This is a genomic window from Kribbella sp. NPDC056345, from assembly GCF_042262745.1.
GTDB lineage: Bacteria > Actinomycetota > Actinomycetes > Propionibacteriales > Kribbellaceae > Kribbella.
The window spans coordinates 261,099-287,362 of sequence record NZ_JBHJQQ010000007.1; the positions used below are offsets into that span (position 1 = coordinate 261,099).

Sequence of the window (26,264 nt, forward strand, 5' to 3'; positions counted from 1 at the left end):
GCGGGCGGGTGGTGATCTGCCCGATACCGTAGGTGATTCCGCTCACTTTCGGACAGACCGATCGGCGCCATGGCCCATTTGGGTCAGCTGGGATGGCGGACAGAACCTGACCGCTATTGATGCCAAGCTGGTCCCATGTCCGAAACCTCAGCCCGGCTGCTCTCGCTGCTCTCCTTACTCCAGGCGCGCCGTGACTGGCCGGGCGCGCTGCTCGCCGACCGACTCGAGGTCAGCGCCCGCACGGTCCGCCGCGACGTCGATCGCCTCCGCGATCTCGGCTACCCGGTGCGCGCGATCAAGGGACCGGACGGCGGCTACCGGCTCGACGCCGGCGCCGAGCTGCCGCCGTTGCTGTTCGACGACGACCAGGCGATCGCGGTCGCGGTCGCGCTGCAGACCGCGACCACCACAGTGACCGGTATCGAGGAAGGTGCCTTGCGGGCGCTGGCCACGGTTCGCCAGGTGATGCCCGCGCGGCTGCGCCAGCGGGTCGACGCGCTCCAGGTGACAACCATCGACCGATACCCGAACCGCCGTACGACGGTCGACTCGAACCAGCTCATCGCGATCGGGATGGCTGTTCGGGCGCAGGAGGTACTGCGGTTCGACTACCAGTCACCGGGTGCGCCCGAGGGGGAGTGGTTGCCGCCACGGAAGGTGGAACCGCATCACCTGGTCACCTGGGGTGGGCGGTGGTACCTGATCGGCTGGGATCTGGATCGTAAGGATTGGCGGACGTTCCGGGTCGACCGGATGACGCCGAAGACGCCGACCGGGCCGCGGTTCACACCGCGCGAACTACCGGCCGCGGATGTCGCGACGTACATCTCGAGGCAGTTCAAGACGAAGGAGCAGTTCCCCTGCCGCGGTGAGGCAGTGCTGCAAGTCCCCGCCAGCGAGGTCGCGCCGTGGTCCGGACAGGACACGATGGTCGAGGAGGTCACGGCGACCAGCTGCCGGGTAACCATGACGGCCTGGTCCTGGGTCGGCCTCGCCGCCCGATTCGCCATGTTCGAGTGCGATCTGGAGCTCGTCGGGCCCCCTGAACTGATCGAAGCCGCCCACCACATCGCCACCCGCTTCCAGGAGACTCCCCGATGACGGACGAACTGATCCTCGCCGACGCAGCTGCCTGGCACGACTGGCTCGCTGCGAATCACCAGACCAGTGACGGTGTCTGGTTGGTGTGTGCGAAGAAGAACGTCACCACGCCGACCAGCCTCGCTGTCTCCGACGCACTCGACGAAGCGTTGTGCCACGGCTGGATCGACGGCCAGCGCAAGACCCGCGACGAATTCACCTTCCTGCAGCGCTACACCCCCCGCCGCGCCCGCAGTACCTGGTCCCAACGCAACGTCGAATACATCGCCCGCCTCGAAAAGGCCGGCCGCATGCAACCAGCCGGCTGGGCCGAAGTCGACCGAGCCAAAGCCGACGGCCGCTGGGCCAACGCCTACAGCGGCTCCGCCAACCTGGAGATCCCAGCCGACCTGGCCGCCGCCATAGCCGCCGTACCCCAAGCCCAGGCCATGTTCGACATCCTCACCAGCGCCAACCGCTTCGCCGTGGTCCACCGAGTCAACAGCGCCAAACGCCCCGAAACCCGCACCCGCCGCATAACCCAGTTCGTAGACCAACTATCCCGAGGCGAAACCATCTACCCCCAAAAACGATCCCTGTAGTCCCCTCGCGCCGGGCACGCGCGCTCCTACCAGCCTGGCGGTCCGGCCCACACTCTGTACCTATTGGTATGTACACTGCTCGGCATGAGCGTAGAAGCGATTACTCGGCAGGTTGTTCTTGATCAGGTGCTTCCGGCTGATCTGCCGGTTCGGCGGGTGCAGGCTCGTCGGATCACGATGTTGCCGGACACTGCAGTCGGGGTGCACACGCACAACGGGCCGGTGTTCGGCAGTATCGAATCCGGGTCGGCGATCTATCAGTTGCGCGATGAGGCCGAGGTCGTGCTCAAGCCTGGGGACCTCTTCTACGAGCCGGCGGACGAGCTCATCCGGTTCGACGCAGGTCCGGACGGTGTCACGTTCCTCGCCTACTTCCCGGTGACCGATGGGCAGGAGCCGTTGCTGGAGTTAGTAGAGGACCGGGTTCAGGGGTGAGGAGATGACGTCACCCGGTTCGGTGCCCGGCATCCAGGACAGGTCGTTGCGTTGGGCGTCGTTGACCGGTTCGGAGATCTCCATGGTGGCGTCGACGTAGATGATCGTCATCACCCGGCGCGGTACGTCGGTGGTGTTGGGTGGCGCGTGGTGGAACGTCCAGCCGAGGTGGTAGCTGACCTCGCCGAGTTCGAAGGGCTCGGACACCTCCGGGAACTCCTGCTCAGCAAGCGTCTTCTGCAGTACCCGCTCGGATTCGTCGCTGATCGGGAGGTCGCGGCCGTGCTCGAAGGTGTGGCTACCGGCGGCGAACGAGAGCGGCCCCATCTCCATCGGCGTTTCCTGCAGAGGCACCCACACCGTCACGCACCGGTCGGTCGCGAACGGCCAGTAGTACTGGTCGGCGTGCCACGGCGTCACGCCGCCGCCGGACTCCTTGTACAGCGCCTGATCGTGGTACAGCCGGACCGATCGCACGCCCAGCAGTTGCGTGGCGATCTTCGCGAGCCGTGGTGAGGAGACGAACTCCAGCACCTTCTCGCTGTGCTGCCACAGGTTCGTGACCTGCAGGAATGCTTTGCCGTACGTGTCCCGCTCCGCCAGCGGCACGTGCTGGGTGTTCAGCTCGATGACCTTCCCGGTGATCTCCGGTTCGTACGCCGCGATCGTCTCGGGACTCAGCACGTTCTTCAGTTTCACGAAGCCGTGCTGCTTGAAGTGCGCGAGATCAGCCTGACTGAGCGTGTAGCCGGCTTCGAGCTCGGAGCGGGTAACAGTCATGGGACCCCAGGGTCCCCGGGGTTTCCGTCGTTGTAAAGATCACTGATCAAATCGTCCCGGTATACGTGAGCGCGAAGGTGGCACACGGGAACAGGAAGAGCGACGCCAGCACGATGATCCCCCTGAACGACTGCCGCGGCCCGATCAGCCTGCGGTAGGCGACGACCAGCACCGGCACCATCACCACCTCGAGCACCAGCATGCTGCGCGGGATGATCGTGTCCGTGGCGGCCAGGATCACGGACAACGCCGCGGCCGCGATCCAGGCGCCGTACCCGAGTCTGTACGTCGTTCGCGCGCCGTAGCGGACCGCGATCGTCTGGTACCCGGCGGCGCGGTCGGCGTCCAGATCGGCCAGCGTGGTCGGCAGGTAGAGGCCAATGGCGGCGAGCGTCCCCTGTAAACCCATCAGCCACGGGAAGTCGCTGAGGTCGGGATTGATCGCGGCCCAGCCGGCCAGCGGGCCGAAGGCGCCCAGGGCCAGCGCATTGACCGCGACATCGAATCCGGCCCGGGTCTTCAGCCTGACAGGCGGCACACTGTAGGCGTAGCCGAGCAGGACCGCGAGCAGCACACCGAGCGCGAAGACGACCCCGACATGCAGGCTGATCCCGACCGCTGCGACCGCGGCCGCGAACGCCAACCGTTTCGCCGCGCGCAGCGTGATTCGCCCGTCCAGCAAGGGCGATTTCGCCTTGCGCGGGTTGAGTCGGTCGCTCGGCAGGTCGTACGCGTCGTTGACCGCGAGGACGGCGAGCCAGACCAGCGGGCCCATCACGACCGCGCCGACGATCAGCCGCGGCCACTCCTCCAGCGGCGGGATCAGCTCCCGCGTCGCGAGCAGGATGCCTACGTAGTAGGGCACGATCGAGACGACCCAGAACGCCGGCCGCCCGACCGCGATCACATCACGAACCCTGTGCGGTACTGTCCGGGCTATCGCGGTGGTGGCCACACCACCACTCTCCTCCTGCGAACCCGGACCACACCTCCCTCTGACGCGTGAGACCCCTCACTCTCCAGCGTGGATGTGAGCAAGGGAACCATTCTCGAGCGCGACCCACACCGACCCATCGGTGTCGACGGCCAGCCCGTGCGGCTCCGACCCTTCGCCCAGCTCGAGCACCTCGACCACCGTGCCCGAGGCATCGAGTCGCGCCAGCGAACCCGAACCCCACAACGTGATCCAGCACCCGCCGTCCGCGGTCGCCACCACGGCATGCGGCTTCGACCCCGGCGGCAACGGGAACTCCTCGATCTTCCCGTCCGCGCCGATCCGCCCAGCCTGATCCGCCTGCAGTTCCACGAACCAGACCGCATCGGGGCCGGCGCTGATCCCGACCGGCCCTGCACCGGAGGTCGGCAACGGGTACGTCGTCACCTCGCCGGTCGTGGTCATCCGCCCGATCACATTGCCCTGGTTCAGGGTGAACCACAGCTCACCGGAGGAGGCAGTGATCATCGCCGGAAACCCACCGGCAACCCCGATCGGGTACGTCGTCACTTCCCCAAGAACCGTGATCCGCGCGACCTGATCCGTGCTCATCAACGTGCACCACAAGGCATTGTCGGGTCCGACGCAGATCCCGTACGGCGCGCCTGGGACCGCGATGGCCGAGATGTTGCCGGAGGCATCGATACGGCCGACCTGATCGTCACCACTCCGGGTGAACCAGACGCCGTCGGTGCCGGCCGTGATCACCATCGGACGTGCGGCAGGCGCGCCCAGGTCATAACGCTCTTGGCTCGACCGTGAAGAACGGACGATCGCGCCGGCATGCACCAGCGTGGTCCACACTTCACCGGCCACGATCGCGACGCCGTACGGGCCCTCACCCGGACCAGAGATTTCAGTGTGTGACAAGGCAGGACTCCTTCAGATCGAGAACGGCGCCGCGCCAGCGCGAGACGAACCGGCGGTCGTGGCTGACCACGACGAGCGCTCCGGCGTACCGGTCGAGCGCTGCCTCCAGTTCCTCGACCAGGACGAGCGACAGATGGTTGGTGGGTTCGTCGAGCAGCAGCACGTCGTACGGCGTACTCAGCAGGCGGGCCAACGCGAGCCGGCGGCGTTGTCCGGTGGACAGGTCGCCGACCCTCGTCGACAGCTGGTCCGCGCGGAACAACCCCAGCCCGGCTGCGCCCTGATGACGGGCGAGCGCCGTCCGGAGCGGTTCGTCGGGACGCGGTTCGGTGGCCGCCTGGTGGAGATAGCCGATCCGCCCGCGGCGTTCGACGTACCCGGAGTCCGGTTGCAGCCGGCCGGCGAGGACGTCGAGCAGGGTGGACTTGCCGATGCCGTTCGGTCCGGTGATCAGCAGGCGGCCACCGGCCGGTACGTCGATCGAGGTCGGCCGGAGCCGTTCCTCGACAGCGACTCCGATTGCGCTCAGCCCGGCCGCCGATCCGGTCGTCCGCAGCGACGCGGTGAAGCGCAACGGCTTGGCCGGAATCGGTGCCGGATCCTCCTCCAACCGGCGCAGTCGCTCCTTGGCATTGCGGATCTTGCTGCGCTCCGCCTCGTTCACCCGGCCGGTCGCGCGGTCGTAGGCGACCTTGTTGTTGTCCTTCATCGGCCGCCCATAGGCAACCCGGTCTGCCGTGGTGCGGACGGTGGCGCGCATCGCGGCGACGTCGTCCTCCCACTGCTGCCGGGCCTGTTCGAGCCGCGCCCGCTCGGCCGCCTTCTCCACCAGGTAACCCTGGTAGCCGTTGCCGTACCGCGTGATCCGGTGCGTGTCACCGTCGACCTCGAACAGCGTCGAGGCGACCCGTTCCAGGAACGCGCGATCGTGCGAGACCACCACGGTCGTGCCTCGCCGTGAGCGCAGGTGATCCTCTAGCCAGGTCGCGGCCGTCACATCCAAATGGTTGGTTGGTTCGTCGAGCAGCAGGATCTCCGGCGACGAGGCCAGGACCGCGGCCAAGTGCAACCGAGCGAGCTCGCCACCCGACAGCTCCGCCAATCGGCGGTCCGCGGGAACCATGCTCAGTCCGAGCCCGTGGGTGGCCCGCGCGAACCGGGCGTCCGCGTCGTACCCCTCCCGGAGTTCGAACTCCGCCTGCAACTCGCCGTACTCGTCGAGAACGTCGAGCTCACCATCAGCAAGGCGAGCCTCGAGTGCGCGGAGCCGAGCCTCGATCCGGCGGAGGTCGGCCAGCGCGTGATCGGCGAGGGCGGCGACGTCGAGCTCGAGCGGCAGCGGGTTGTCCTGGGCCAGGAAGCCCAGGCTGCCAACAGCGGTCACCGAGCCCTCGGCGGCCGGCTCCAGCCCGGCGGCGATCCGGAGCAGCGTCGACTTGCCGGAACCGTTCTCGCCGATCAGTCCGCTGACCTGCCCAGGCGGGAAGGCGCAGCTGACCCGATCAAGGACGAGCTGATGGTCGAACGACTTGGTGACCTCGTGCAAGGACAGCTGGGTAGACATACGTGTGCTCCTGACTCTCGCGGGTTCGGACGGACGAACGGCGGGTCAGAAAGATCACGGGCCAACTCCTTAATGCGACGAATGTTGCGTTAAGATGATGACATGACCGAGACCGATCGCGCAAGCAGGCCGGGTGGACGGACTGCGCGCGTGCGCGCCGACGTACTGGCTGCTGTTGCCGCCGAGCTGGCCGAGTACGGGTACGACGGGCTGACGATCGACGGGGTCGCGGCGCGATCCGGCGTCCACCGGACGACCGTGTATCGGCGGTGGAAGACGGTGGCCGGGCTGCTTGTCGACCTGTTGCAGACCGACGACGACTGGGCTCCCGCCGACACGGGTTCGCTCGAGGGCGATCTGATCGCGCTCAATCGCGAGGTGTACGACGCCCTGACCGAGCAACCGTCGGTGACCCAGGCCGTGATCGCCGCGTCCTTCCGTACGCCGGAAGCTGCGGAGGCACTCACGGCGTTCTGGGCCGACCGCTACCGCCGCTCGGCCGTCGTCGTCGAGCGAGCGATCGCGCGGGGCGAAGTGCCGGCGACGACGGACGCCCACGAGATGGTGGTCGCGGCGACCGGGCCGCTCTATCACCAGCTCGTTCTGCTCAAACAACCGCTGACACGGGCGGCGGCCGACCGGTACGCCCGGCTAGCCTCGGGGATGTGACTGGGCGATTGATCGATGAAGTCGTGGTGGTGACCGGGGCTGCCCGCGGGATCGGTCGTGCGGTGGCCGCGAAGGCAGCCGCCGAGGGTGCCGCGGTCGGGCTGATCGACGTACTGGCTGGTCAGCTCGCGGCGACCATCACCGAGCTCCAGGCGACCGGCGCGCGAGCCGCGTCCGTGGTCGGCGACATCACCGACGAGACCTCTGTCGCTGCAGCGGTCACGCAACTGGCGGCCGAACTCGGCCCGGCAACCGTGCTCGTCAACAACGCAGGCAAGAACGCGTACGCCGACGCGACCCAGATGACGGTCAAGGAGTGGGACGCCGTCTTCGACGTCGACCTGAAGGGCGCCTGGCTGATGGCGCGTCAGGTCCTGCCCGCCATGATCGAGAACCGCCACGGCGCGATCGTCAACATCGCCTCGATCCACTCGTCCCTCACCACCGCCGGCATGTTCCCGTACGCCGCCGCCAAGTCCGGCCTGGTCGGTATGACCCGCTCACTGGCCCTGGACGTCGGTCCCCACAACATCCGCGTCAACGCCGTCAGCCCCGGCTACATCGCCACCGACCTCCTCGAAGAGTTCTTCACCAACTTCCCCCACGAACGCGACCACGCCGTCACCGTCCACCCCCTCAACCGCATCGGCACCCCCGAAGACGTCGCCGAGGTCGTCTGCTTCCTGGCCTCCCGCGCCGCCGCCTTCGTCACCGGCGCCAACTGGTCGGTCGACGGCGGCCTCGGCGTCCGCTACGCCTGACCTCAGCCGGTCGGGTGGTAGGCGCAGGCCTCGTTGAGGTCGGGGGCGGTGGGTTTGGGGGTCGGTTTGCGGGTGGAGGGGGCGGTGGGTTTCGGGGCGGCGGGCTTGGCCGGTGGGTTCAGGTGCCGCTGGATCAGTTGCCGCATGGCGTCGTACTTCGGGTTGCGGCCGTTGGGGTAGTTCTTCTGCTTGTCGAGGTCGATGTTGGTGATGGGGGCGTTCTTGATCCGCTGCCCGAGGGTGACGAAGGCGGGGAGGATGGTCTGCGGGATGTCGGTGCGGACCAGGTTCTCGCCGGCCTTGGCCAGGTCGAGGTAGTTGGCCAGGACGTTCTGCGGGGTGGCGCGTTCGACGATGGCTTTGACGGTGCAGCGCTGGCGGGCCTGGCGGGCGTTGTCGGCACCTAGGACCTTGTAGCGGCCGCGGGCGAACCAGAGCGCGTCGGTACCGTTCAGGTGCCGATTGGGTCCGGGTTCGAGGTAGCGGCTGGGCGGGATCTTCTTGTCGTCGTTGCCGCCGACGGGGACCCGGTAGTTGATGTTGACGGTGATGCCGCCGAGGGCCTCGACGAGCTGGGCGAAGCCGGCCAGGTTCACCTGCACGTAGTAGTGCAGCTTCAGGCCGAGCGCCTCGCTGATGGACATCTTCAGTACGTCGGCGCCCGGGTTGTCGGAGGGCCCGATCAGATCGCGGTACTCGGCGGGGATGATCCGGTACATCGCGTCGAGGTAGAAGTTCGGCTGTTCCTTCGGCCCGTTCGGATCCCAGTAGCCGGTCGGGAACCGCTTGTGCAACGCAGTGCCCTCCGGGAACGGCATCCGCATCCAGTTCCGGGGCAGCGAGATCAGGGAGGTCTTGCCGGTCCGGGTGTCGATGGTCGCGACCATCACCGAGTCGGTCCGGGTGCCGTCGCGGCCCTCGCCGTCGTCGGCGCCGAGGAGCAGGACGTTCAGGCGGGGGATCTGGGCCCACGGGTCCTTGGTGTTGTTGATCTTCGGCCGGGTCTGGCTCTTCGACTGCGTCCCGGAGAACACCTTCTCCACGAGCTGCCGCTGCGCGATCAGCGTCTGCGCACCGAGCGCCGTACTCGTCGCCATCGCGAAACAGACCAGCCCGATCACCGCGGACCCCGCCAGCCGCGCGCCCGGCCCGGCGGACAGTGGCCGGAGCATCTTGTACGACGTGACCAGCACCGCGACCCAGTACAGCGCGATCACGCCCAGCCCGACCACCATCCCGAGCAGTACGTCGGGGTTCAGGGCCCACGTGATCACGTCGTCGCGACGAGCGAGCGCCAGGTACGCGGCGGCGCCGTACAGGCCGAGGCTGAGGGTGACCAGCACTGCCCCGAGGCGCCGCCGCCCGGCCACCAGGTAGCCGGCCCCCGGCAGCAGCACCCCCACGATCGCCAGCGCGAGCGCCCCGATCCCGGACCGCTCCCGACGCCTCGCCCGTCGCGCACGGGACCCAGGCTTGCTCCTCGAGGACATGGGCTCCACTCATCGGCCGGCGACAGGGCAATGGACGCGGCCCCCCGACCGCGTCCACCCCTACGATTCGCTGACTCCGCAAAAAGTTCGGCTGCCTCCCGAAACCTGTCCTGTTCCTGTCATGGGTCTCACCAGGTGGCGGCCGGCATCACGACCACCACGGGGTTGCACCGGAGACGTCGCGGAGGGCGTTGGTTGCGCAGTGCACCTCGCCGCCGCCCAGGTGCGACCAGAAGAAGTTCTCGACCCAGTGCGCCCGGACGCCGTTGCGGGCGAGCGCACGCTCGGCGGTCTGCCGGAAGACGTCACGCCCGTTCAACCGGGGACCGTGCGGATCCGGTACGGCGAACTGCCGATCGGTGAGCGAGAGTCCGTTGACGAGACCCGGCGTCAGCGCCTTCAGCAGGCCGTACTCGGGAACGCGGTCGAAGTACACCGGCAGCCGGACCAGCTCGTCAGCACGCAGACCGGTCGCCTTCAGCAGGATCGCGAGCTGCTCGTCGATGTGCTGCGCAGCCGCCTCGTTGTCGGCCAGCTTGGCGGCGGCGAGGAGCGAGTCGACCGTCGGCTTCGACGTGGAGTTGGTGTCCGCGAAGAGCCGCTGATTCCCACCGCCGCGCCTCTGCACGTCGCGCAGAAGCTGAGCCGCGAGCCGCGGATCGGCGACCGCGAGCGTCCACCCGCGAGCGTTCTCAGCCCGGATGACATGCGTGGTCTCGTCCGCATGCCCGATCATCAGCCAGGACGTATCGATCACCACCGGCGGCTGATAGCCCTGACTCGTGACCATCTTCAGGTACGCCGGATCGGGCCGCCGCTCGCCCGCGCCGTACACGATCCGCCCCTGTGGATAACCGTCGTACGGCGGGAGCGTCTCCAGGTTGCCACCCATGTTCAGCAGGTCGTCGAGACCGGGGGAGGCCTTCGTGGCGAGCTCCTGGACGACGCCGACGTCCGGACCACGGAGGTCCCGATAGATCAGCCGGCCCGCGGGTCGCGGAGTGGCGACTCCGTCGAAGTCCCAGACATTGCCGGACCGGATCAGGATCCGCATCGTGTGCGGACCGCCGACGCCCGGCATGCTCGCGGTGGCCGGTTCGAACGTGTCCTGCAACCACATGTCCTTCCAGCCCTCCGCCGTACCGGTGACGAACTTCAGTCGCGCCCCGGCCGAGCTGGACGCCGCACGCAGCGTCCGAGCGAACGGCTGCCACTCACCCGGTACGCCGTCCTGGTACGGCGGCGATCCGTTCCACCAACCTGGTCCGTTGTTCGGCCGGCCGGCCAGCACGGTCTGAGCCGGCTGCAGGTCGTTCTGCAGCATCAACGGCGCAACACGCATCTGTACGACGTCCGTGCTGCTCCGACCGTTGTCGCGCACCGTGAGCGTGACCGTGATCCGCCCGTCCCACCGCGCCGGGTCGCGAACGATGTCACGCCCTTCCAGCCCGAGCCGCACCCCGCCCCGCAACTGAGCCGCAGTCAAGCTCCCGATGGGGCGCGCAGCGACGAAGATGCGTGCCTTGTCCGCCGGGCTGATCGTGACCGTCCCACTCGCGGTCGCGGAAAGGTTGCGTAGGGCATCGATCTTCAGCGGGGCCAGGTCGGCGGCATCGCGGGGACCGTTGATCCGGTCGTCGGCGGCGTCGTTGCAGGCGGCGAGCTTGTCGTCGACCGTCCGCCCCGGTGCGTTCAAGTCGGCCGGAGCGACGGTGCAGCGGCGTTCGTCGTCGTCCAGGTTGGGCAGGAAGATCGCGCCGCGGGTGTCGGTCCAGGTGTCCCGGCCGGCGTCGTCGGCCGCGGTCAGCAGGCCGTCGCGGTTGACGTCGGCGGTCAGGTGCGCAGGTGGTGCCGCCCCCCAGGCAGCAAGCACGGGGGTTCCGGCGGTGAGCAGGGTCGCGGCGGCGAGGCCCGCGGTCCAGCGTCTCATCGGAGCTTCTCCTTTTATGATACGGACGTGCTTTTTCCACCACGAATCTAACACGGCCGTATCAGAACCGGGAGGTGGAGAAACGATCTCCACCCACAGAGTGAGAAGGGTTTGTGCCCTTCCAGGCAAGAGGAGGTGAGTGGACACCCGCCAGGGTGTCGTGAGGAGAGGGACTCGATGCGCCGCTGGACTGCTGTCAGGATCGCCGGACTCGCCGTGGTGGCGGTCGTCGGCGCCGGAGTGCTCTTCCAGCTCCCGGCCAGCCCGTTCGACCGCGGCGGCAAACCCGAGCGGCCGGCCGTCGGTGCCGAGACGCCCGTGCGGAACGCAGCGTCGAAGGGTGACCCCGGTGACAAGCCGGCCGAGACGCCGCCGCAGTCGTCGACCACCCCGCAGCGGCCCAAGCCGGCGATCACCTATCCGCAGCGCGGCAGCGTGAACTTCACCGTGCTCCCCGCCGATCCGGACCACCGCGTGATCGGTACTGCGGGAGACCTGCTCAAGTTCCAGATCGCCATCGAGGGTGGGATCAAGGGCATCGACCAGGCCGCGCTCGCCAAGTTCGTGCGGGACACGTACGGGGCCCCGCAGGGCTGGACCACCGGCGGCAAGTGGCGGTTCCAGCAGGTCGGACCGGGGGAGCAGAGCGACTTTCGGCTGATGTTCGTCACGCCGGAGACCCGCGACATCTACTGCGGCTACGCCCCGGATCGCTATACGAGCTGCCGGATCGGCGACCGGGTCGTGCTCAACATCGCCCGCTGGGCGCACGGCGTCCCGAACTATGGCGCCTCACTGGCGACCTACCGCCAGTACATGCTCAACCATGAGACGGGACACCGCCTCGGCTACGCCCACCAGCTCTGCCCCGGTGTCGGCCAGCCCGCACCAGTCATGCAGCAGCAAACACTCGGCTTGCACGGCTGTACGGCGTACGCGTGGCCCTACCGCGGTGATTCCCTCTACCGGGGTCAGCTCGGCAAGTACAACGACCCGATCCCCGGCACCTAAAAGATCTAGTTCTGCAGCAGCACGTTCGGTAGGGCCTGGCTGGGACCGGATGTGACCGCGGCCGACTCAAGACCGTCGGCCACCGTGTGCAGCAGCCGGACCAGGTGGGCGGCGTCGTCCGGACCGAGGATGCCGGTGACGACATCGAGGACGCGGACGGTCAGACCGTCCAGCTGGGACAAGCGGGCCTGACCCAGCGCGGTGACCACGACCTGCCGGCCACTCCGGACCATGCCGAGCGCGGCCAGGTCGGAGATGGCGAGCTCGGCCTCGGCCGTGGTCGTACCTATCTGCTCGGCAACGCCCTCGGCGGTGTTCCGTCCGTTCGCAATAGCGCTCAGCACCAGGGCCGCCGGCATCTTCAGGCCGACAGCGTCCTGCAGGCCGAGGATGAGCGGATGGGCATGGCCGCGCACTCGCTCGACCGCGTCGAGCAGCCGCAGCGCGTCCCCGACATCACCGATCAGGTGCTCGGTCTGCACGGCGGCGAAGGCCGTCGGCTCGACCGGGGCAGGCGATCCCACAACCCCGTCCGCTGCCGGCCTGCGCAGCGCGAGGGCCTGGGTTTCCTCGTCTTCGATGGTCACGAGATCCAGCGTACGGAGTCGTTCCGACAGCTCGGCGTGTCGTTCCTGAGGAAAGCCTATGAATCCAGAACCCATCGTCATCTACCCTCGCGGCCATGCAGCTGAATGGGAAACGTGCCCTGGTCATCGGTGGCGGCGGAGCCGGTATCGGACGTGCGGTCACCAATATGTTCGGTGCCGAGGGAGCCGCGGTGGTGGTCGCCGATCTCGACCCGGCCCGAGCGGCCGAGGCTGCTGACCAGGTGCGTGCCGCCGGAGGTACGGCGTACCCGGTGAGCGGTGACGTGCGCTCGCTCGCCGACCTCGAGGCCATGGTCGCGGGTGCGGTGGAGAGCCTCGGCGGACTCGACATCCTCGTCACGGTCGTCGGCGGACAGGTCGCGTTCGTCCCCGCGGTGAAGCTGCACGAGATGGCCGACGAGGACTGGGACACCATCTACGAGGTCAACCTCCGGTACGTCGCCCGCGCCGTCCGGACTGCCCTGCGGGTCTTCCTTGCGCAGGGCACCGGTGGCTCGATCGTGAGCGTCGGTTCGGTCACCGGATTCATGGCCGCACCCGAGCAGGCGGCGTACGGGGTGATGAAGGCCGGCATCCTCAGCCTGGCCCGGACGGTCGCCGCCGAGTACGCCGCCGATGGCATCCGGATGAACGTCGCTGCGGCCGGTGCGATCGCCACCGCCGTGAATACGGCCCCGACCGGAGAATGGGTCGACGAGATCCCCCTCGGTCGCTACGGCCGCTCCGAAGAAGTCGCGGCTGCCGTTGTCCACCTGGCCTCCGACGCCTCGGCGTACACGACCGGGCAGCAGTTGGTCCTGGACGGTGGCGTCTCCGTCCGCGGGCCGTTCGGGTAAAAATCGCTAAAGTCGAAAATGTGCTCGAACAATTCGAGTCCGGCCGGTCCGAAAAAGTTTGCCCGGACTCGGAGAAATCGAGATCGGTGCGTGACCTCCGGCTCTGATGCTCCGTTGCATCTGATGTGACGGTGAACACCTACGGCGCATCGTCACCGCGCTCGCCCGCGAATCCTTAGGCCGATCACCGCGAGAATTTGCCAGGAGGACCAGTGACAACCGCCACCGCCACCCAGACCATCGAGCGCCGTCGCGTGCGGGTCTGGTTCGGTGAGCATGTGATCGCCGACTACAACGCCGAGCCGGCGTTGGCCGAGCGGTACGCCCACGCCATGAGCCGTCGTTTCGCCGGACTGCGGGTCACCAACGACCCGATGCCTGCTGTCGACCGGCTCCCCGACCCCCTGCCCGGCGAGCGCATGTGGGATGTAGCACCCCGCTGAGAGATTTCCGAAGTTCTTTCGTCGTCCGTTTCTCACCAGACAACCCACCCGGACGACGGCCGGCCGAGAACCTCACCTCGACCACAAAGACACTTCGGTTCGGCGGCAAGTGAGCGTTGGCGTTCTGCTCCTCACTTGCCGCCGCATTTCTCAGCAACCAAATGCGCCTGATTCCTGAATACCTTTCACCGTCCGCACCGGTCTCCCCAGCCCGGTGCGGACGTTTGTGTTCAGGGTCGATCAGTAGACCTCGATGTCGTCGAGGAAGACTCCGTCGGCTGATGGGGTGAAGGTGCGGGTGAAGGCGACCTTGACGTGCTGGGCCTGGACCGGGGTGAAGCGCACTTCGAAACGGTTGCCTGAGGCATCGTTCGGTCGACTCACCACTGGACCGCGCTCGGTCCAGTTCACACCGTCGTCGCTGGTCAGCACCCGGACCGTGTCGGGACGATAGCCCGAATACTCGACGTACCCCTGGACCTCGACTGCGCGGACGGTCTTGCGGCTCCCGAGATCGAAGCTGAGGTCGAACGACTTCGTCTCCCCGGCACCACCCTGGATGACGTACGGCCGCCCGTCACCGAAGTTGTCGGAGATGACGCCGTCGGTGGACTCCAACAGGGTGCTGTCCGGGAAGCCCTTCGGCGGCTCCCAGGACTTGTCGTAGGTGCGCCCGCCGACCAGGTTCTCGCGCGGCAGCGGCGCTCCGGCGACCTTGAATGTCAGCAACCCGTCCACCGGCGCCTTCAGCCGCACGTACCGTGCCTTCGCGTTCAGCCCCACGAAGTCCTCACCACCGTCGGCCTTGGTACGCGTCCCGGCATCGACCCAGCTGACTCCGTCGTACGAGGTCTGGATCGTGTACTCGGCCGGATGCGTCGCACCCCACTTCAGATACACGCCGTCGACCTGATGCTGCGACCCGAGATCGGCCAGGGCACCGGACTTGATCGTCGAAGCCAGGTCCCGCGCAGCGAGTGGTTTACCAGCGGCCGCATCCAGCACCAGCGCGCGGATCCGCTCCATGTAGGTGACGTCGCCGGTAAACGTTCCAGGCTTGCTCGCGAGAGCCAGTGCCAGGTCAGTGGCCAACTGCGGATTGGTCTTCTTCAGGATCTCGACGACCTCCCAGTCCTCGATCCCGTCCCGCATCGACTCGAGCCGGATGGTCCGCTCCAGCAAGTTCTTGTGCTTCTGGTCCGGATTGACCACCCAGAAGTCACCCTTGACGTCCTGGTCGTCCATCGAGATGTTCCAGTTGTTGAAGGCCCAGTGCAGATGACCGTTCGCGCCCCGCGCCGCGGCCAGCCAGCCGATCAGTCGCTGGTAGTACTCCGGCTGGTCGATGAAGCGGTTGAGGAAGCCCTGGGTCGGGATGTTGCAGTTGTAGAGCCAGAGGTCCTTGCCCTTGGCCCGTTCCGCGTCAAAGGTCTTCGGGTTCCACTCGTAGTTGAGCAGGTTCGGGATCATGATGTCTTCACGCTCGGCGACCTGGGAGGCGACCGGGTCGTGGAAGGTCGCGTCGCCGATCTTCACGTCCGGCCAGACGGCCTTCACCTTGTCGAAGATGCCGTTCCAGCCCTTGTCGCCCGACTCGCCCTTCGGCTCGTCACCGATGTGCATCCACCACTTGTCCGTCCACCCCTTGGCCTTCACATGGTCACGGAGCGCACCGACGTACTGCTGGATCCAGTCGTCGGCCTCGGCGGATGTCCAAGGCACGTACTTCTTCACGGTCCTGCCGTCCGCGTCGCGGACCAGCGTCTCGACGTCCCAGACGGTTGAGTAGCCGGGACCGCCGTTCACCCAGAAGCCCTCGAGCCGGCTGACCGTGCCGCGGTCGGTGAAGAACTTCACCACCTGGTCGACCTTCGACCAGTCGAAATGAACCTTGCCGGCGGCATCGACCTTGGTGTCGCCGGCCAGCAGCAACGTGGTCATCGGCAGCGTCAGGTTGTTGTTGCGGTAGTCGCGGCGCAGGTCCGCGTAGTCCTCCATCAGCTTCCACCACTTCGGGGTGAACGGGGAGAAGCCGTAATTCGCGAGCATCGTTTCGACGCCGCTGGGCGGGGGCTGGTGCGAGACCGTACCGAAGAACAGCGTCCACTCGACATCGGTGAAGCCGCTGTCCTTCGTGTCCGGGATCGTCACCGGCCGGACGTTCACCGACAGCGGGATGGTCTCGGTACCACGGTCGGTCTCGATCCGGACCGTGCCGCGGTAGACCCCACCGGCGACGTACTTCGGGATGTGGACCCGGACCCAGATCGGTTGGGTCCGGTTGGCCGCGACCGTGGTCGAGCGGTCGTTGGACAGGCCGTCCGGGAAGTCGTCGGGGGCCGGCCGGCTCGGGGCATAGACGTACTGGTTGCCACCGAAGACCGAGTTGTGGTTGAGCGCGGTGAACTTGACGAAGTTGTAGCTCAGTTCGGACGGCGGGATCTGCCGGAAGCCGGCGGTGAGCGGGGTGAAGCTGACCCGCTTGATGGTGAACGCACGGTCGCGGCGGATCACGACCTGCCCGGCCTCGAACTCGTTCCGGGCGGAGTCGAGCGCGAGCGTCGTACCGGCGCCGGTGTCGGTCGGCAGCGAGTCGGGGAAGACGTGGGTCGCGGCGCGGGCCGCCCACACCTGGGAGTGCTGGGTGTGAGCGATGGACGGAGTGGTGGACGCGGTGATGGTCGCCGTGACCAGGACGGCGGCGAGCAGTCTGGACGGTCTCATGCCGTCATTGTTCGAGCGTCCGGCGGACCAGGCCAACAAACCTGACTAGACCAATGCCGAAACTTCCCGTCGCGACGCGGTCGCAGGTGCGTCGAACGGTTCACCGGAGCAACACCCGATGTCCATCCGGAAAGGCGATGATCCGGCGGATTTCCCTTTGTCAGGAGGAAGTAACGATGGGGCACTCGCACTCCGCCGGTCACGGCCATGGGCACGGACACGGTCACGGCCACGGACACGGTCACGACCACTCGCACGACCATCACCACCCCAACACCGAGCTGGACGCGGCCACGCTCGCCGCGCTCGACGAGTCGGTGCCGGACAGCGACCTGACCCCGGCCGAGGTCTCCCGCCGCGGGCTGCTCCGCTCGGCCGGCATCCTCGGCGGTACGGCGGCCCTCGCCGTCACCGGCGCTCAGTTCGCGGCCGCCAGCGCCCCGAAGGACGGCTGGATCTTCAGTCACGGCAACCGCCCGAACGTGTGGCTGGCCGGTGACCACCACATCCACACCCAGTTCAGTTCCGACGGCATGTACCGGGTGATCGATCAGGCCCGGCACGCGGCAGCGTACGGGCTGGACTGGCTCGTCATCACCGACCACGGTGGCGCGACACACGCCCGGATCGGTGTCGACCTGGTGAACCCGCAGATCAAGGCCGCGCGCTCCGAGCTGCGCGACACCCTGATCTTCCAGGGGCTGGAGTGGAACATCCCGGCCGCCGAGCACGGCACGATCTTCGTCGCGCCGGGCAGCCGCGAGGTCGAGGTGCTCAAGCAGTTCGAGAACAACTACGACGGCAGCGTGAAGGGCGCCGGTGCGAACACGCCGGTCAACGAGGCCCTCGCAGTCTCCGGCATCCAGTGGCTCGGTCAGCAGGTCGACAAGCGTCGCGTCGCGGACGCGCTCTTCCTGGCCAACCACCCGGCCCGCAACGGCATCGACAGCCCGCACGAGATCCGCAACTGGCGGGACGCCGACCCGCGGATCGCGGTCGGCTTCGAGGGTGCACCCGGTCACCAGGCCGGCGGTCTGCCGAAGGGCATCGGCCCCGGTGGAGCCCGCGGTATCTACGGCAACTCCCAGAACGCGAACTCGTTCCCGGCGTACCCGCCGGAGAGCTACCGCACCTGGGGCGGCTTCGACTGGATGACCGCGACGGTCGGCGGCCTGTGGGACAGCCTGCTCGCCGAGGGCAAGCCGTGGTGGATCAGCGCGAACTCCGACTCGCACAACAACTGGAACGAGACCGCCCGCCGCCCGGACGGCTCCAGCCAGGAGCAGTTCGACCGCGACGGCCGGTACATGGACCCGGTGTACGGCAACCAGGTGCTCCCGACGAACAGCGACTTCTGGCCGGGCTTCTACAGCCGCACGCACGTCGGTGCGGACCGGCGCGACTACCTCTCGGTGATGGAGGGCCTGCGCAACGGCCGCGTCTGGGTCGACCACGGCATGCTCGTCAAGGGTGTCGAGGTTGAGGTGCGCGAGGTCGGCAAGCGGTACGGCGAACCGCTCGGCGGCGCGCTCGTGGTTCGCAAGGGCCGTCCGGTCGAGTTGGTGGTCCGGATCACCACCCAGACGATGCCGAACTGGGCGAACTTCGTCCCGAAGCTGAACCGGGTCGACGTGATCCAGGGCGCGGTCACCGGTCCGGTCGCCGACCGTGACACCTTCGCGGCGCCGAAGACCAAGGTCGTCCGGCAGTGGGACACCTCAGGCAAGCGCGGCACGTTCGAGCTGGTCTATCCGCTCGGCCGAGTCGAGGAGCCGTCGTACCTCCGCGTTCGGGGGACGGATGGCAACCGGAGCCAGGCCGGCTATCACGGTGTTGCCGTCGACCCGGCCGGACCGGCGCTCGACGTGGTCGGCGACGCGGACCCGTGGGTCGACCTGTGGTTCTACACGAACCCGATCTGGGTGCTGCCGAAGTGATCCCAAGATGATTATCGCCGTCGACGCGGACAGCAGGGACACGGCCGCGGCCGACCACCTGCTGTACGAACTGATCGCGGTTGTGGACCAGCCGGTCGTCGCCTGCACCCACATGATTGTGGGCGGCGACCGGCCGCACGTGGCGGTGTCGCTGGCCGGCGCCGCCGACCTGGCCGAACCGATCCGAGCAGTCGTCGCGGATCGGGGCGCGGGCCTGGCGATCACCCGGCCGGGCGCGTCCCAGCCAGAGCTCGCCGGACCGAGCCAACTCGTCCGCGGTGCCTACGTGGCCGCAGTCGAAGCCGCACTCGGTACGGCGGGCCGCGTCGTCCGCTGGCCCGGACACGAGCACGGCCGCGGGGTGCTGCCCGCGGCCGAGCTGCGCAGTCGCTGCGGAATCGACCACCTGGAAGCGCTTGGTGGTCTGCCGATTACCGACGATGCATTGGTCGACACGCTCGACTTCCTGCGTCCGGTACGTCGGGATGGTCAGCTCGTGCTGCAGTTACAGCCGGCGGCCGGCAACCTGTTGATCCCGTTCGAACTCCAGCACCAGCAGAAGTGCTGCGCCGATCACTGATTCCACTCCCGGTCGGCCAGCACTTCGGGCAGCTCACCGATCACGCCGAGACGCTGCGTGCAGCGGGTCAGAGCGACGTACAGATCACGCAGTCCGCGCGGGGACTCGATCACGATGCCGTCCGGGTCGACGACCAGGACGGAGTCGAACTCGAGTCCCTTCGCCTCCCGCGCGGTCAGGACGGTGACACCGCTCAGGCCGTCGACCGCCTCCTGGATGAGCTCGAGCCGGCTGCGTGACGTGATCACGCCGACCTCGCCGTACTGGGTCTCCTCGGACGCCATCTTGTAGACGTACAAGGCTTGTTCGGCCGGTGGGACATCCGCGTGCCACGGCTGGACCCCGGTCGAGCGGACCGAGCGCGGGGGCTTCGCCGTCGGATCGACCTCGTGCAGTACGGCGTTCGCGAGGTCCATCACCTCGGCCGGGGTGCGGTAGTTGAGGGTCAGCTCGGCCAGGCGCCAGCGGTCGCCGAAGGTCTCGCCGAGTGCCGAGGACCAGCTCGTGCCGCCGCCGATCGCGCTGGTCTGCGCGACATCGCCGACGACAGTCATCGACCGCAGCGGACAACGTCGCGCGATCGCCCGCCACGCCATCGGGGTGAGCTCCTGCGCCTCGTCGACGATGACGTGCCCGTAGGTCCAGCGCCGGTCCGCGCTCGCACGCTCGGCCAGCGTACGGTCGTCCTCGGCTTCGTAGCGCTCGGCAAGCATCTGCGCGTCGAGGATGTCCTTCGCGGTCAGCAGCTCGGACGCGTCGTCCTCGTCGAAGTCGGTCGACCCCGAACCGGACAGCACGTCCAAAGCGCCTTGTGCATAAGCGATTGCGCGGGCCCGGGCAGCCCGTTCGCGCGCGGCTTCGGTCCCGTCATCGCCCAGCAGCTCGGCCGCCTCGTCGAGCAGCGGTACGTCGGCCGGGCTCCAGTCGGCGCCGTACCGGAGAAGGTGTTCGCGGTCGAGGACACTTAGCTGGGGTGCGGCTTCCGCGAGTCGCTCCTCGTCGCCGTACAGGTCCTCGAGCAGTTGTTGCGGGCTGAGCTGCGGCCAGAGCTGGTCGAACAGCGCCTGCATCTTCGGCTCCGCGAGGATCTCGTTGCGGAGCTCGGTGAGGTCGTACTCGTCGAGGATGTTCTCGCCGTCGAGCGGGTCGGTGCCGATCAGGTCGGAGTACTGCGCGGTCAGGCCGTCGACGATCTCGTTGAGGAAGAACGGCCGGGCCTGGTTGTGCGTCAGGTTGCGGCGGCGGGCGCGAGCGCGGGTCGTGCGGGCGAACTCCGGGTCGAGGGTGAGGGTGGTCCGGTCCACTCGGATCTCGATCGGTTGGTCTGGGACCCACTGCCGGTCCGCGACCGCCTTCTCGATCACCGCGGCCATCACCGTGCGGCCCTTCACCTCGGCACTCTCCGGTGCCTCCGGGCGGGTCGCGGTCAGGCCCGGATACAGCTCGGCGATCGTGACGAGGCGGACCCCGTCCTCACCGAGTGAGGGAAGGACCTGGCCGATGAACTTCAGGAATGCCGCATTCGGTCCGACGACCAGAATTCCGCGCTTTTCCAGCTGTTCCCGATGGGTGTACAGAAGATAGGCCGCGCGGTGCAGCGCGATCGCGGTCTTACCGGTGCCCGGACCGCCCTGGACGACCAGGATTCCGGGCAGTTCGGAGCGGATGATCCGGTCCTGATCGGCCTGGATCGTCTGCACGATCGACTCCATCCGGCCCGTCCGGCGCGCATCCAGCGCCTTCAGCAGCACGGCCTCGCCGATCACGCCGGTCCCCGGTTTGGACGCGTCCGCGGCCTCCCGGCCGAGATCGAGCTGCTCGTCCTGGACGTCGACGACCCTCCGCAACCGCGTCTGGATATGACGCCGCCGTACGACGCCCTGGTTCGCGACTGCGGTCGCGATGTAGAACGGGCGGGCTGCCGGAGCGCGCCAGTCGATCAGCAGCGGCTCGTAGTCGGCGTCGTGCAGCCCGAGCCGGCCGATGTGCAGCACCTCACCATCAGCCGCGTCGAGCCGCCCGAAGTACAGCCCCTCCTCGGCCGAGTTCAGCCGGGCCAACCGGACGCCGAGGTCGCGGATCCGCCCGTCGCGCTGGTTCAGCGCCTGCGCGTTCCGGGTGCTGACCAGCAGTTCTTCCTGGGTACGCCGCTCGGTCCGCTCCCGCTCGTGATCGAGCGCAGCGTAGAAGGTGCTGAGGTGCACTTGTTCGGCGTCGACCGGATTCGGCAATTCAAACCCCTTGTGATAAAATGCGTCTTTGTTGGCTCCCGAATACATTTCTCGGTGGCAGCCACAAATCCTTGAGTTTATCTGGTGCGGGCCATTTCTTGTAGTGTGCGATTCCGTAGAGTGGACGCTGTGAAGCTCTGGATCGCCAACGCCGTGACGGCGCTGCTCGTGGCGGTAGCCGCGGTTGCCCAGCCGATCCTGGCGTCCTCTCCGCGCTGTGGGCCCTCCTGTGATCCGCACGGTTACGTCGTGATCTTCAGTGCCCTCCCGGCCCTCGTGACCACCTTGCTGGCCTTGGGCGCGCTGGCCTCGCTCGTGGCGCGCCGCCGCGGGGGCCTCTGGGTCGTCCTGGTCGCTACGGCCGGCTGTGCCTTCGAGTGGTTGCTGCTGCGCTCGCTCCTGTCGATCGCCCACAACGCAGTGGTCGGTGCTGTGCTCGTGGGGACCGTTGTGCTGGCGATCACGGCACTCCGCCGTACCCGGCAGCTTGACCTCAAGTCGGCTTGAGGTAATAGCGTCCCCGGACGTGACTGTGCATCCGCTCCGCCTCGCCGTGCTCACCCGCAACCTCGAGCCCGGCCGCTTCGGCACCACGGTCACCCGGTGGTTCGAACGCCAGGCCGAACGGCATGACGAATTCAAGCCCGATCTCATCGACCTGAGCGCCGTACCGGTAGCCGCGCTGCCGTCCCGCATCAACGAGGCCGACGCCATCGCGATCGTCACCGCCGAGTACAACCACGCCTACCCCGGCGACCTCAAGACCGCCATCGACGCGGTCCGCCGCCCCTGGTACGCCAAACCCGTCGCCTTCGTCGTCTACGGCGGCCGTTCCCGAGGCCTCCGCGCCGCCGAACAACTCCGCCTCGTCTTCGGCGAACTCCACGCCGTCCCCATCCGCGACACCCTCGCCTTCCACGAATCCGACTTCACCCCCACCGGCAACCCCCTGGACCCCACCACCGACCCCGCCGCCCACGCCCTCCTCACCCAACTAGCCTGGTGGTCCCGCCCCCTCCGCGAAGCCCGCACCACCACCACCTACCCGTCCTAACCCCGCCCCCCGCCCACCCCCGCCAACCCCCGCCCACCCCGCCCCCCGCCCACCCCGCGCCCCGGTCGACCGCCATTTGGTGGGTGCACCCACCGCCTTGGGGGTTCCCACCCCGGAATTCGGTGGGGGAACCTCCCATCCCGGACGTCCACCCACCAAACGTGCGCGGGAGGGCGACACGCCGGGGGTGGAATACGTGGCGGGTGGAGCTGGTTGGCGATGGGTGTGACTAGCGGAGCTATGCCTTTGTCGGTGTTGGACCTGTCGCCGGTGCCTTCGGGGAGCAAGCCTTCGCAGGCGTTGCACGAGACGCTGGAGCTGGCGCGGGTGGCCGAGGCCGCTGGGTACCACCGGTACTGGCTGGCTGAGCATCACAACATCCCGAGTGTCGCGAGTTCGAGTCCCGAGGTGATGATCGCGGCGGTGGCCGCCGCCACGTCGACGATCAGGGTCGGCGCCGGCGGGATCATGCTGCCGAACCACTCGCCACTGAAGGTCGCCGAGACGTTCCGCGTCCTGGCGGGGCTGTACCCGGACCGCATCGACCTCGGGCTCGGTCGCGCACCCGGCACCGATCAGCGGACGGCGCTTGCGCTCCGCCGGAGCCGCGAGACGCTCGGGGCGGACGACTTCACCGAGCAGTACGCCGAACTGCGCGCGTACGCCGAGGGTTTCCCGGCCGGTCACCCCTTCGAACCGATCACCGCGCAACCGTCCGACGTACCGTTGCCGCCGGTCTACATCCTCGGCTCCAGCACGTACGGCGGCCAGGCGGCAGCTGCGCTCGGGACCGGGTTCGCGTACGCCGGTCACTTCGGCACGCTCGATCCGGCAGGTGTGATCTCGACGTACAAGACGCAGTTCAAGATGTTCGAGCACGAGACCGAGCCGTACGCGATCCTCGCGCTGTCGGCGATCGTCGCCGAGACCGAGGAACGCGCCCACCAGCTCGCCGACGCCAACTCGCTCTCGATCCTCCGCCTGCGCTCCGGCCGCCCCGGCCCCCTCCCGTCACCGGAAGAGGCCGCCGCCTACCCGTGGAGCGAAGGCGAGCGAGCCGCCGTCGAGGAATGGGCCGGCCTCGCCATCGTCGGCACCCCCGACCAGGTAGCCGCCGAACTCACCCGCCGAGCCAACAAAGCAGGCGCCGACGAACTCATCATCACCACCCACATCCACAACCCCACCGAACGCCAGCACGCCCTCCAGCTACTCGCCGAAGCCTGGGGCCTCAAACCCCGCTAACCACCGTCAGAGCGGGGTGGGGGTGGCTCGGACGTGTTCGAAGATGAGGCTGGTTTCGGCGTGGGCTACGGCCGAGTCGGCGGTCAGGTGGTCCAGGACGAACTCGCGGAGGGCGTCGGGGGAGGCTGCCGAGACGTGCAGCAGGTAGTCGTTGGCGCCGCTGACGTGGAAGAGGGACAGTACGCCGGGTAGTGCGGGGACCTTGGCGCGGAAGCGGTCGATCTCGTCGCGCGAGTGCGTGCTGATCCGGATCGCGATCAGCGCCTGCAGCGGTTGACCCAGCGCGCCCAGATCCACGTCGGCGTGGAAGCCGCGGATGACACCGCGTTCGCGGAGTGCGCGGACGCGGGTGAGACATGTCGACGGCGCGATCCCGGTCGCCTCGGCGAGGGCGTTGTTCGGCATCCGTCCGTCGATGGTGAGTAGCCGGACCAGCTCGCGGTCCACCTCGTCCAGGCCGCCCGGACCTGCGCCCGGCACTGCCCGAGGGGCCGGTCCGGGGCTCCGGCGATCCTTCGGCATACCAGCACTGTAGAGCGTGTTCACAGAATCCACAGCGTGTGGACATCCCTGTGGACGAATTTTCTTCGGAACTATTGCGCCTCAGCCGCAGAAGATTCCATCCTCATCAACAACCAGTGCCTGTGGATAACTTTGGGAGGCGTCATGCAGCTCGACACCCGCTCGGTGCACGCCGGCCGCGACGACCTGACCGCCCTCGGGGTACACGTCCCGCCGATCGATCTGTCCACGACCTACCCGCTCCCCGACGTCGGGACCGGCGGCGCGTCGTACGACGCACTCGCGCAGGGCACCGGTCCGGACGGCGGGAGCCTCGTCTACCAGCGCCTGTGGAACCCGACCGTGGCCCGGTTCGAGGACGCGCTCGCGGAGCTCGAGCAGACCGACGGCTCGGTCGCCTTCGGCTCCGGCATGGCCGCGCTCACCGCCTGCCTGCTCGCCACGGTCGCCGCCGGCCGCCCGCACGTGATCGCCGTCCGACCGATCTACGGCGGCAGCGACCACCTGTTATCCACAGGGCTCCTGGGGACAACTGTCAGCTTCGTCCAGCCGTCCGAGATCGCGGCGGCCGTCCGCGCCGACACCGGCCTGGTCATCCTCGAGACCCCGGCCAACCCCACGGTCGAGCTCGTGGACATCGCCGCGGCGGTTCGGCAGGCGGGCGACGTACCGGTGCTGGTGGACAGCACCTTCGCGACTCCGGTGTTGCAGCAGCCGGCTCGGCACGGGGCGAGCCTGGTGTTGCACTCGGCAACGAAGTACCTGGGTGGTCACGGTGACGTCATGGGCGGCGTCGTAGCGGCCGGCCGGGACTGGGTCGGCCGGCTTCGGCAGATCCGCGCAGTAACAGGTGGCCTGCTGCACCCGTTGGCGGCGTACGAACTGCACAGGGGACTGCAGACGCTGCCGGTGCGAGTGCGGGCGCAGCAGGCCGCCGCTGCCAAGGTGGCCGACTGGTTGTCCGCACAGCCGGCCGTGGAGCGGGTCTACTACCCCGGGCTCTCCGACCCGCTGGAGCTGGTCGGCCGGCAGATGTCCGGACCGGGCGCCGTACTGGCGTTCACCGTGGCCGGTGGCTACGAGGCTGCCGCAGCCGTGGCGAACGGGCTGCAGCTCATCACCCACGCGGTCTCACTGGGCGGCGTCGACACGCTCATCCAGCACCCCGCAGCCCTGACTCACCGCCTGGTCGAGGCGACCGCCAAGCCCTCCGACGCCCTCCTCCGGCTCTCCCTCGGCCTGGAGGACCCCGAAGACATCACCGCCGACCTCGAACAAGCCCTCAAGCCGGTACGGCGACCGGCCGCGTAAGCACCTGGTCCACGATCCCGTACTCCCGGGCAGCCTCCGGAGTGAACCAGCGGTCGCGATCGAAGTCCGTGGTGATCCGCTCCAGCGGCTGGCCGGTCCGCTCGGCGATCAGCTGGGCCAGGTCCTCACGGGCCTTGATCGCCTGCTCGGCCTGCACCTTGATGTCACTCGCCGTACCGCCCATGCCGCTGATCGGCTGATGCATCATGATCCGCGCATGCGGCAGCGCGAACCGCTTACCCGGCGTACCGCAGGTCAGCAGTACCTGCCCCATCGAGGCGACCAGACCCATCCCGTACGTCGCCACGTCGTTGCTGATGAAGTTCATCGTGTCGTAGATCGCCAGGCCGGCCGAGACCGAGCCGCCCGGTGAGTTGATGTAGAGCGAGATGTCCGCCCGTGGGTCTTCGGCGTTCAGCAGCAACAGCTGGGCGCACAGGGCGTTGGCGTTCGCATCCTTCAGCTCGTCGCCGAGGACGAGGATGCGCTGCCACATCAGGCGTTCGTAGACGTTCTTGTCCAGGTTGTTCGGTAGCTCGCTCATGCTTTCCAGAGTGCGGGCCGACCACCTGATCAGGCCCAGGAAT

The 26,264-nt window shown here is 68.1% G+C and carries 25 protein-coding genes; 14 read left to right on the top strand and 11 right to left on the bottom strand.

What is annotated here, in order from left to right; translation table 11 throughout:
- Positions 1–135: 135 nt before the first annotated feature.
- From ACFCV3_RS25480 to ACFCV3_RS25490, 3 genes are all read left to right on the top strand, one after another.
- Entirely contained in the window at positions 136–1,101 is a 966-nt protein-coding gene (locus tag ACFCV3_RS25480) for a helix-turn-helix transcriptional regulator (RefSeq protein ID WP_376033802.1), read from the top strand.
- A complete protein-coding gene (locus ACFCV3_RS25485) occupies positions 1,098–1,682 on the top strand; it encodes a YdeI family protein (protein ID WP_376033804.1) in 585 nt (194 codons plus the stop codon). Before ACFCV3_RS25480 ends, ACFCV3_RS25485 begins: the two co-directional genes overlap by 4 nt.
- Before the next feature lie 84 nt (positions 1,683–1,766).
- The gene (locus tag ACFCV3_RS25490; protein WP_376033806.1) at positions 1,767–2,117 is read left to right on the top strand and encodes a cupin domain-containing protein; all 351 of its coding nucleotides are present in this window, start codon (positions 1,767–1,769) and stop codon (positions 2,115–2,117) included.
- On the opposite strand, the gene ACFCV3_RS25495 is transcribed toward ACFCV3_RS25490, so the two are convergent.
- Genes ACFCV3_RS25495 through ACFCV3_RS25510 form a run of 4 tightly spaced genes read right to left on the bottom strand, consistent with a single transcriptional unit; the run spans position 2,091 to position 6,325 of the window.
- Positions 2,091–2,897, bottom strand: a complete 807-nt coding sequence (locus ACFCV3_RS25495) for a phytanoyl-CoA dioxygenase family protein (protein ID WP_376033808.1) — start codon at positions 2,895–2,897, stop codon at positions 2,091–2,093. The genes ACFCV3_RS25490 and ACFCV3_RS25495 overlap by 27 nt on opposite strands.
- A gap of 46 nt (positions 2,898–2,943) precedes the next feature.
- A complete protein-coding gene (locus ACFCV3_RS25500; RefSeq protein ID WP_376033810.1) occupies positions 2,944–3,852 on the bottom strand; it encodes a UbiA prenyltransferase family protein in 909 nt (302 codons plus the stop codon).
- A 57-nt stretch (positions 3,853–3,909) separates the two neighbouring features.
- Positions 3,910–4,761, bottom strand: coding sequence for a virginiamycin B lyase (locus ACFCV3_RS25505; RefSeq protein WP_376033811.1), 852 nt, complete (start codon positions 4,759–4,761; stop codon positions 3,910–3,912).
- Positions 4,748–6,325 (bottom strand): ABC-F family ATP-binding cassette domain-containing protein, encoded by a 1,578-nt coding sequence (locus ACFCV3_RS25510; RefSeq protein ID WP_376033813.1) that lies wholly within the window; start codon positions 6,323–6,325, stop codon positions 4,748–4,750. The genes ACFCV3_RS25505 and ACFCV3_RS25510 overlap by 14 nt, the downstream gene beginning before the upstream one ends.
- Positions 6,326–6,427: 102 nt before the next feature.
- Between ACFCV3_RS25510 and ACFCV3_RS25515 the strand changes: the two genes are divergently transcribed.
- Both ACFCV3_RS25515 and ACFCV3_RS25520 read left to right on the top strand, forming a co-directional pair.
- Positions 6,428–6,994 carry a TetR-like C-terminal domain-containing protein gene (locus ACFCV3_RS25515; RefSeq protein ID WP_376033815.1) on the top strand — a complete coding sequence of 189 codons (567 nt, stop codon included), beginning with the start codon at positions 6,428–6,430 and terminating at the stop codon, positions 6,992–6,994.
- Positions 6,991–7,755, top strand: a complete 765-nt coding sequence (locus ACFCV3_RS25520; RefSeq protein WP_376033817.1) for an SDR family NAD(P)-dependent oxidoreductase — start codon at positions 6,991–6,993, stop codon at positions 7,753–7,755. Before ACFCV3_RS25515 ends, ACFCV3_RS25520 begins: the two co-directional genes overlap by 4 nt.
- A gap of 2 nt (positions 7,756–7,757) precedes the next feature.
- Here the strand turns inward: ACFCV3_RS25520 and ACFCV3_RS25525 are convergent, their stop codons facing one another.
- Positions 7,758–9,245, bottom strand: coding sequence for an LCP family protein (locus ACFCV3_RS25525; RefSeq protein ID WP_376033818.1), 1,488 nt, complete (start codon positions 9,243–9,245; stop codon positions 7,758–7,760).
- Positions 9,246–9,393: 148 nt separating this feature from the next.
- Entirely contained in the window at positions 9,394–11,175 is a 1,782-nt protein-coding gene (locus tag ACFCV3_RS25530) for a protein-arginine deiminase family protein (protein ID WP_376033820.1), read from the bottom strand.
- Between the two features lie 177 nt (positions 11,176–11,352).
- Between ACFCV3_RS25530 and ACFCV3_RS25535 the strand changes: the two genes are divergently transcribed.
- The gene (locus ACFCV3_RS25535) at positions 11,353–12,186 is read left to right on the top strand and encodes a DUF3152 domain-containing protein (protein ID WP_376033822.1); all 834 of its coding nucleotides are present in this window, start codon (positions 11,353–11,355) and stop codon (positions 12,184–12,186) included.
- A gap of 5 nt (positions 12,187–12,191) precedes the next feature.
- On the opposite strand, the gene ACFCV3_RS25540 is transcribed toward ACFCV3_RS25535, so the two are convergent.
- Positions 12,192–12,773, bottom strand: a complete 582-nt coding sequence (locus ACFCV3_RS25540; protein ID WP_376033824.1) for a MarR family transcriptional regulator — start codon at positions 12,771–12,773, stop codon at positions 12,192–12,194.
- Positions 12,774–12,868: 95 nt separating this feature from the next.
- Between ACFCV3_RS25540 and ACFCV3_RS25545 the strand changes: the two genes are divergently transcribed.
- The gene (locus tag ACFCV3_RS25545; RefSeq protein WP_376033826.1) at positions 12,869–13,630 is read left to right on the top strand and encodes an SDR family NAD(P)-dependent oxidoreductase; all 762 of its coding nucleotides are present in this window, start codon (positions 12,869–12,871) and stop codon (positions 13,628–13,630) included.
- A 212-nt stretch (positions 13,631–13,842) separates the two neighbouring features.
- Positions 13,843–14,073, top strand: coding sequence for a hypothetical protein (locus ACFCV3_RS25550; protein ID WP_132413983.1), 231 nt, complete (start codon positions 13,843–13,845; stop codon positions 14,071–14,073).
- A 240-nt stretch (positions 14,074–14,313) separates the two neighbouring features.
- Here the strand turns inward: ACFCV3_RS25550 and ACFCV3_RS25555 are convergent, their stop codons facing one another.
- Positions 14,314–16,797: a glycoside hydrolase domain-containing protein gene (locus ACFCV3_RS25555; protein WP_376033828.1), complete on the bottom strand. Its 2,484-nt coding sequence runs from the start codon at positions 16,795–16,797 to the stop codon at positions 14,314–14,316.
- 176 nt (positions 16,798–16,973) lie between these two features.
- Between ACFCV3_RS25555 and ACFCV3_RS25560 the strand changes: the two genes are divergently transcribed.
- Together ACFCV3_RS25560 and ACFCV3_RS25565 are read left to right on the top strand one after the other, a co-directional pair.
- On the top strand, positions 16,974–18,734 hold the full coding sequence (locus ACFCV3_RS25560; protein WP_376033830.1) for a PHP domain-containing protein: 1,761 nt from the start codon (positions 16,974–16,976) through the stop codon (positions 18,732–18,734).
- A 7-nt stretch (positions 18,735–18,741) separates the two neighbouring features.
- Positions 18,742–19,314, top strand: coding sequence for a hypothetical protein (locus ACFCV3_RS25565; RefSeq protein WP_376033832.1), 573 nt, complete (start codon positions 18,742–18,744; stop codon positions 19,312–19,314).
- Here the strand turns inward: ACFCV3_RS25565 and ACFCV3_RS25570 are convergent.
- Complete coding sequence (locus tag ACFCV3_RS25570) at positions 19,308–21,545, bottom strand: HelD family protein (protein WP_376033834.1); 2,238 nt, start codon at positions 21,543–21,545, stop codon at positions 19,308–19,310. The two genes, ACFCV3_RS25565 and ACFCV3_RS25570, sit on opposite strands and share 7 nt — an antisense overlap.
- 129 nt (positions 21,546–21,674) lie before the next feature.
- On the opposite strand from ACFCV3_RS25570, the gene ACFCV3_RS25575 reads away from it, so the two are divergent.
- The 3 genes from ACFCV3_RS25575 to ACFCV3_RS25585 all read left to right on the top strand — a co-directional run bounded on the left by ACFCV3_RS25575 (position 21,675) and on the right by ACFCV3_RS25585 (position 23,844).
- Positions 21,675–22,052: a hypothetical protein gene (locus ACFCV3_RS25575; protein WP_376033836.1), complete on the top strand. Its 378-nt coding sequence runs from the start codon at positions 21,675–21,677 to the stop codon at positions 22,050–22,052.
- 19 nt (positions 22,053–22,071) lie between these two features.
- Positions 22,072–22,599: an NADPH-dependent FMN reductase gene (locus ACFCV3_RS25580; RefSeq protein WP_376033838.1), complete on the top strand. Its 528-nt coding sequence runs from the start codon at positions 22,072–22,074 to the stop codon at positions 22,597–22,599.
- Positions 22,600–22,839: 240 nt separating this feature from the next.
- Complete coding sequence (locus tag ACFCV3_RS25585; RefSeq protein ID WP_376033840.1) at positions 22,840–23,844, top strand: LLM class flavin-dependent oxidoreductase; 1,005 nt, start codon at positions 22,840–22,842, stop codon at positions 23,842–23,844.
- Between the two features lie 6 nt (positions 23,845–23,850).
- On the opposite strand, the gene ACFCV3_RS25590 is transcribed toward ACFCV3_RS25585, so the two are convergent.
- Positions 23,851–24,366: an Lrp/AsnC family transcriptional regulator gene (locus ACFCV3_RS25590; protein WP_376033842.1), complete on the bottom strand. Its 516-nt coding sequence runs from the start codon at positions 24,364–24,366 to the stop codon at positions 23,851–23,853.
- Positions 24,367–24,510: 144 nt separating this feature from the next.
- Here ACFCV3_RS25590 and ACFCV3_RS25595 point away from each other — a divergent pair, with 144 nt between their 5' ends.
- A complete protein-coding gene (locus ACFCV3_RS25595; protein ID WP_376033844.1) occupies positions 24,511–25,677 on the top strand; it encodes a trans-sulfuration enzyme family protein in 1,167 nt (388 codons plus the stop codon).
- On the opposite strand, the gene ACFCV3_RS25600 is transcribed toward ACFCV3_RS25595, so the two are convergent.
- Positions 25,649–26,221, bottom strand: coding sequence for a ClpP family protease (locus ACFCV3_RS25600; RefSeq protein ID WP_376033846.1), 573 nt, complete (start codon positions 26,219–26,221; stop codon positions 25,649–25,651). The genes ACFCV3_RS25595 and ACFCV3_RS25600 overlap by 29 nt on opposite strands.
- Between the last annotated feature and the right edge of the window lie 43 nt (positions 26,222–26,264).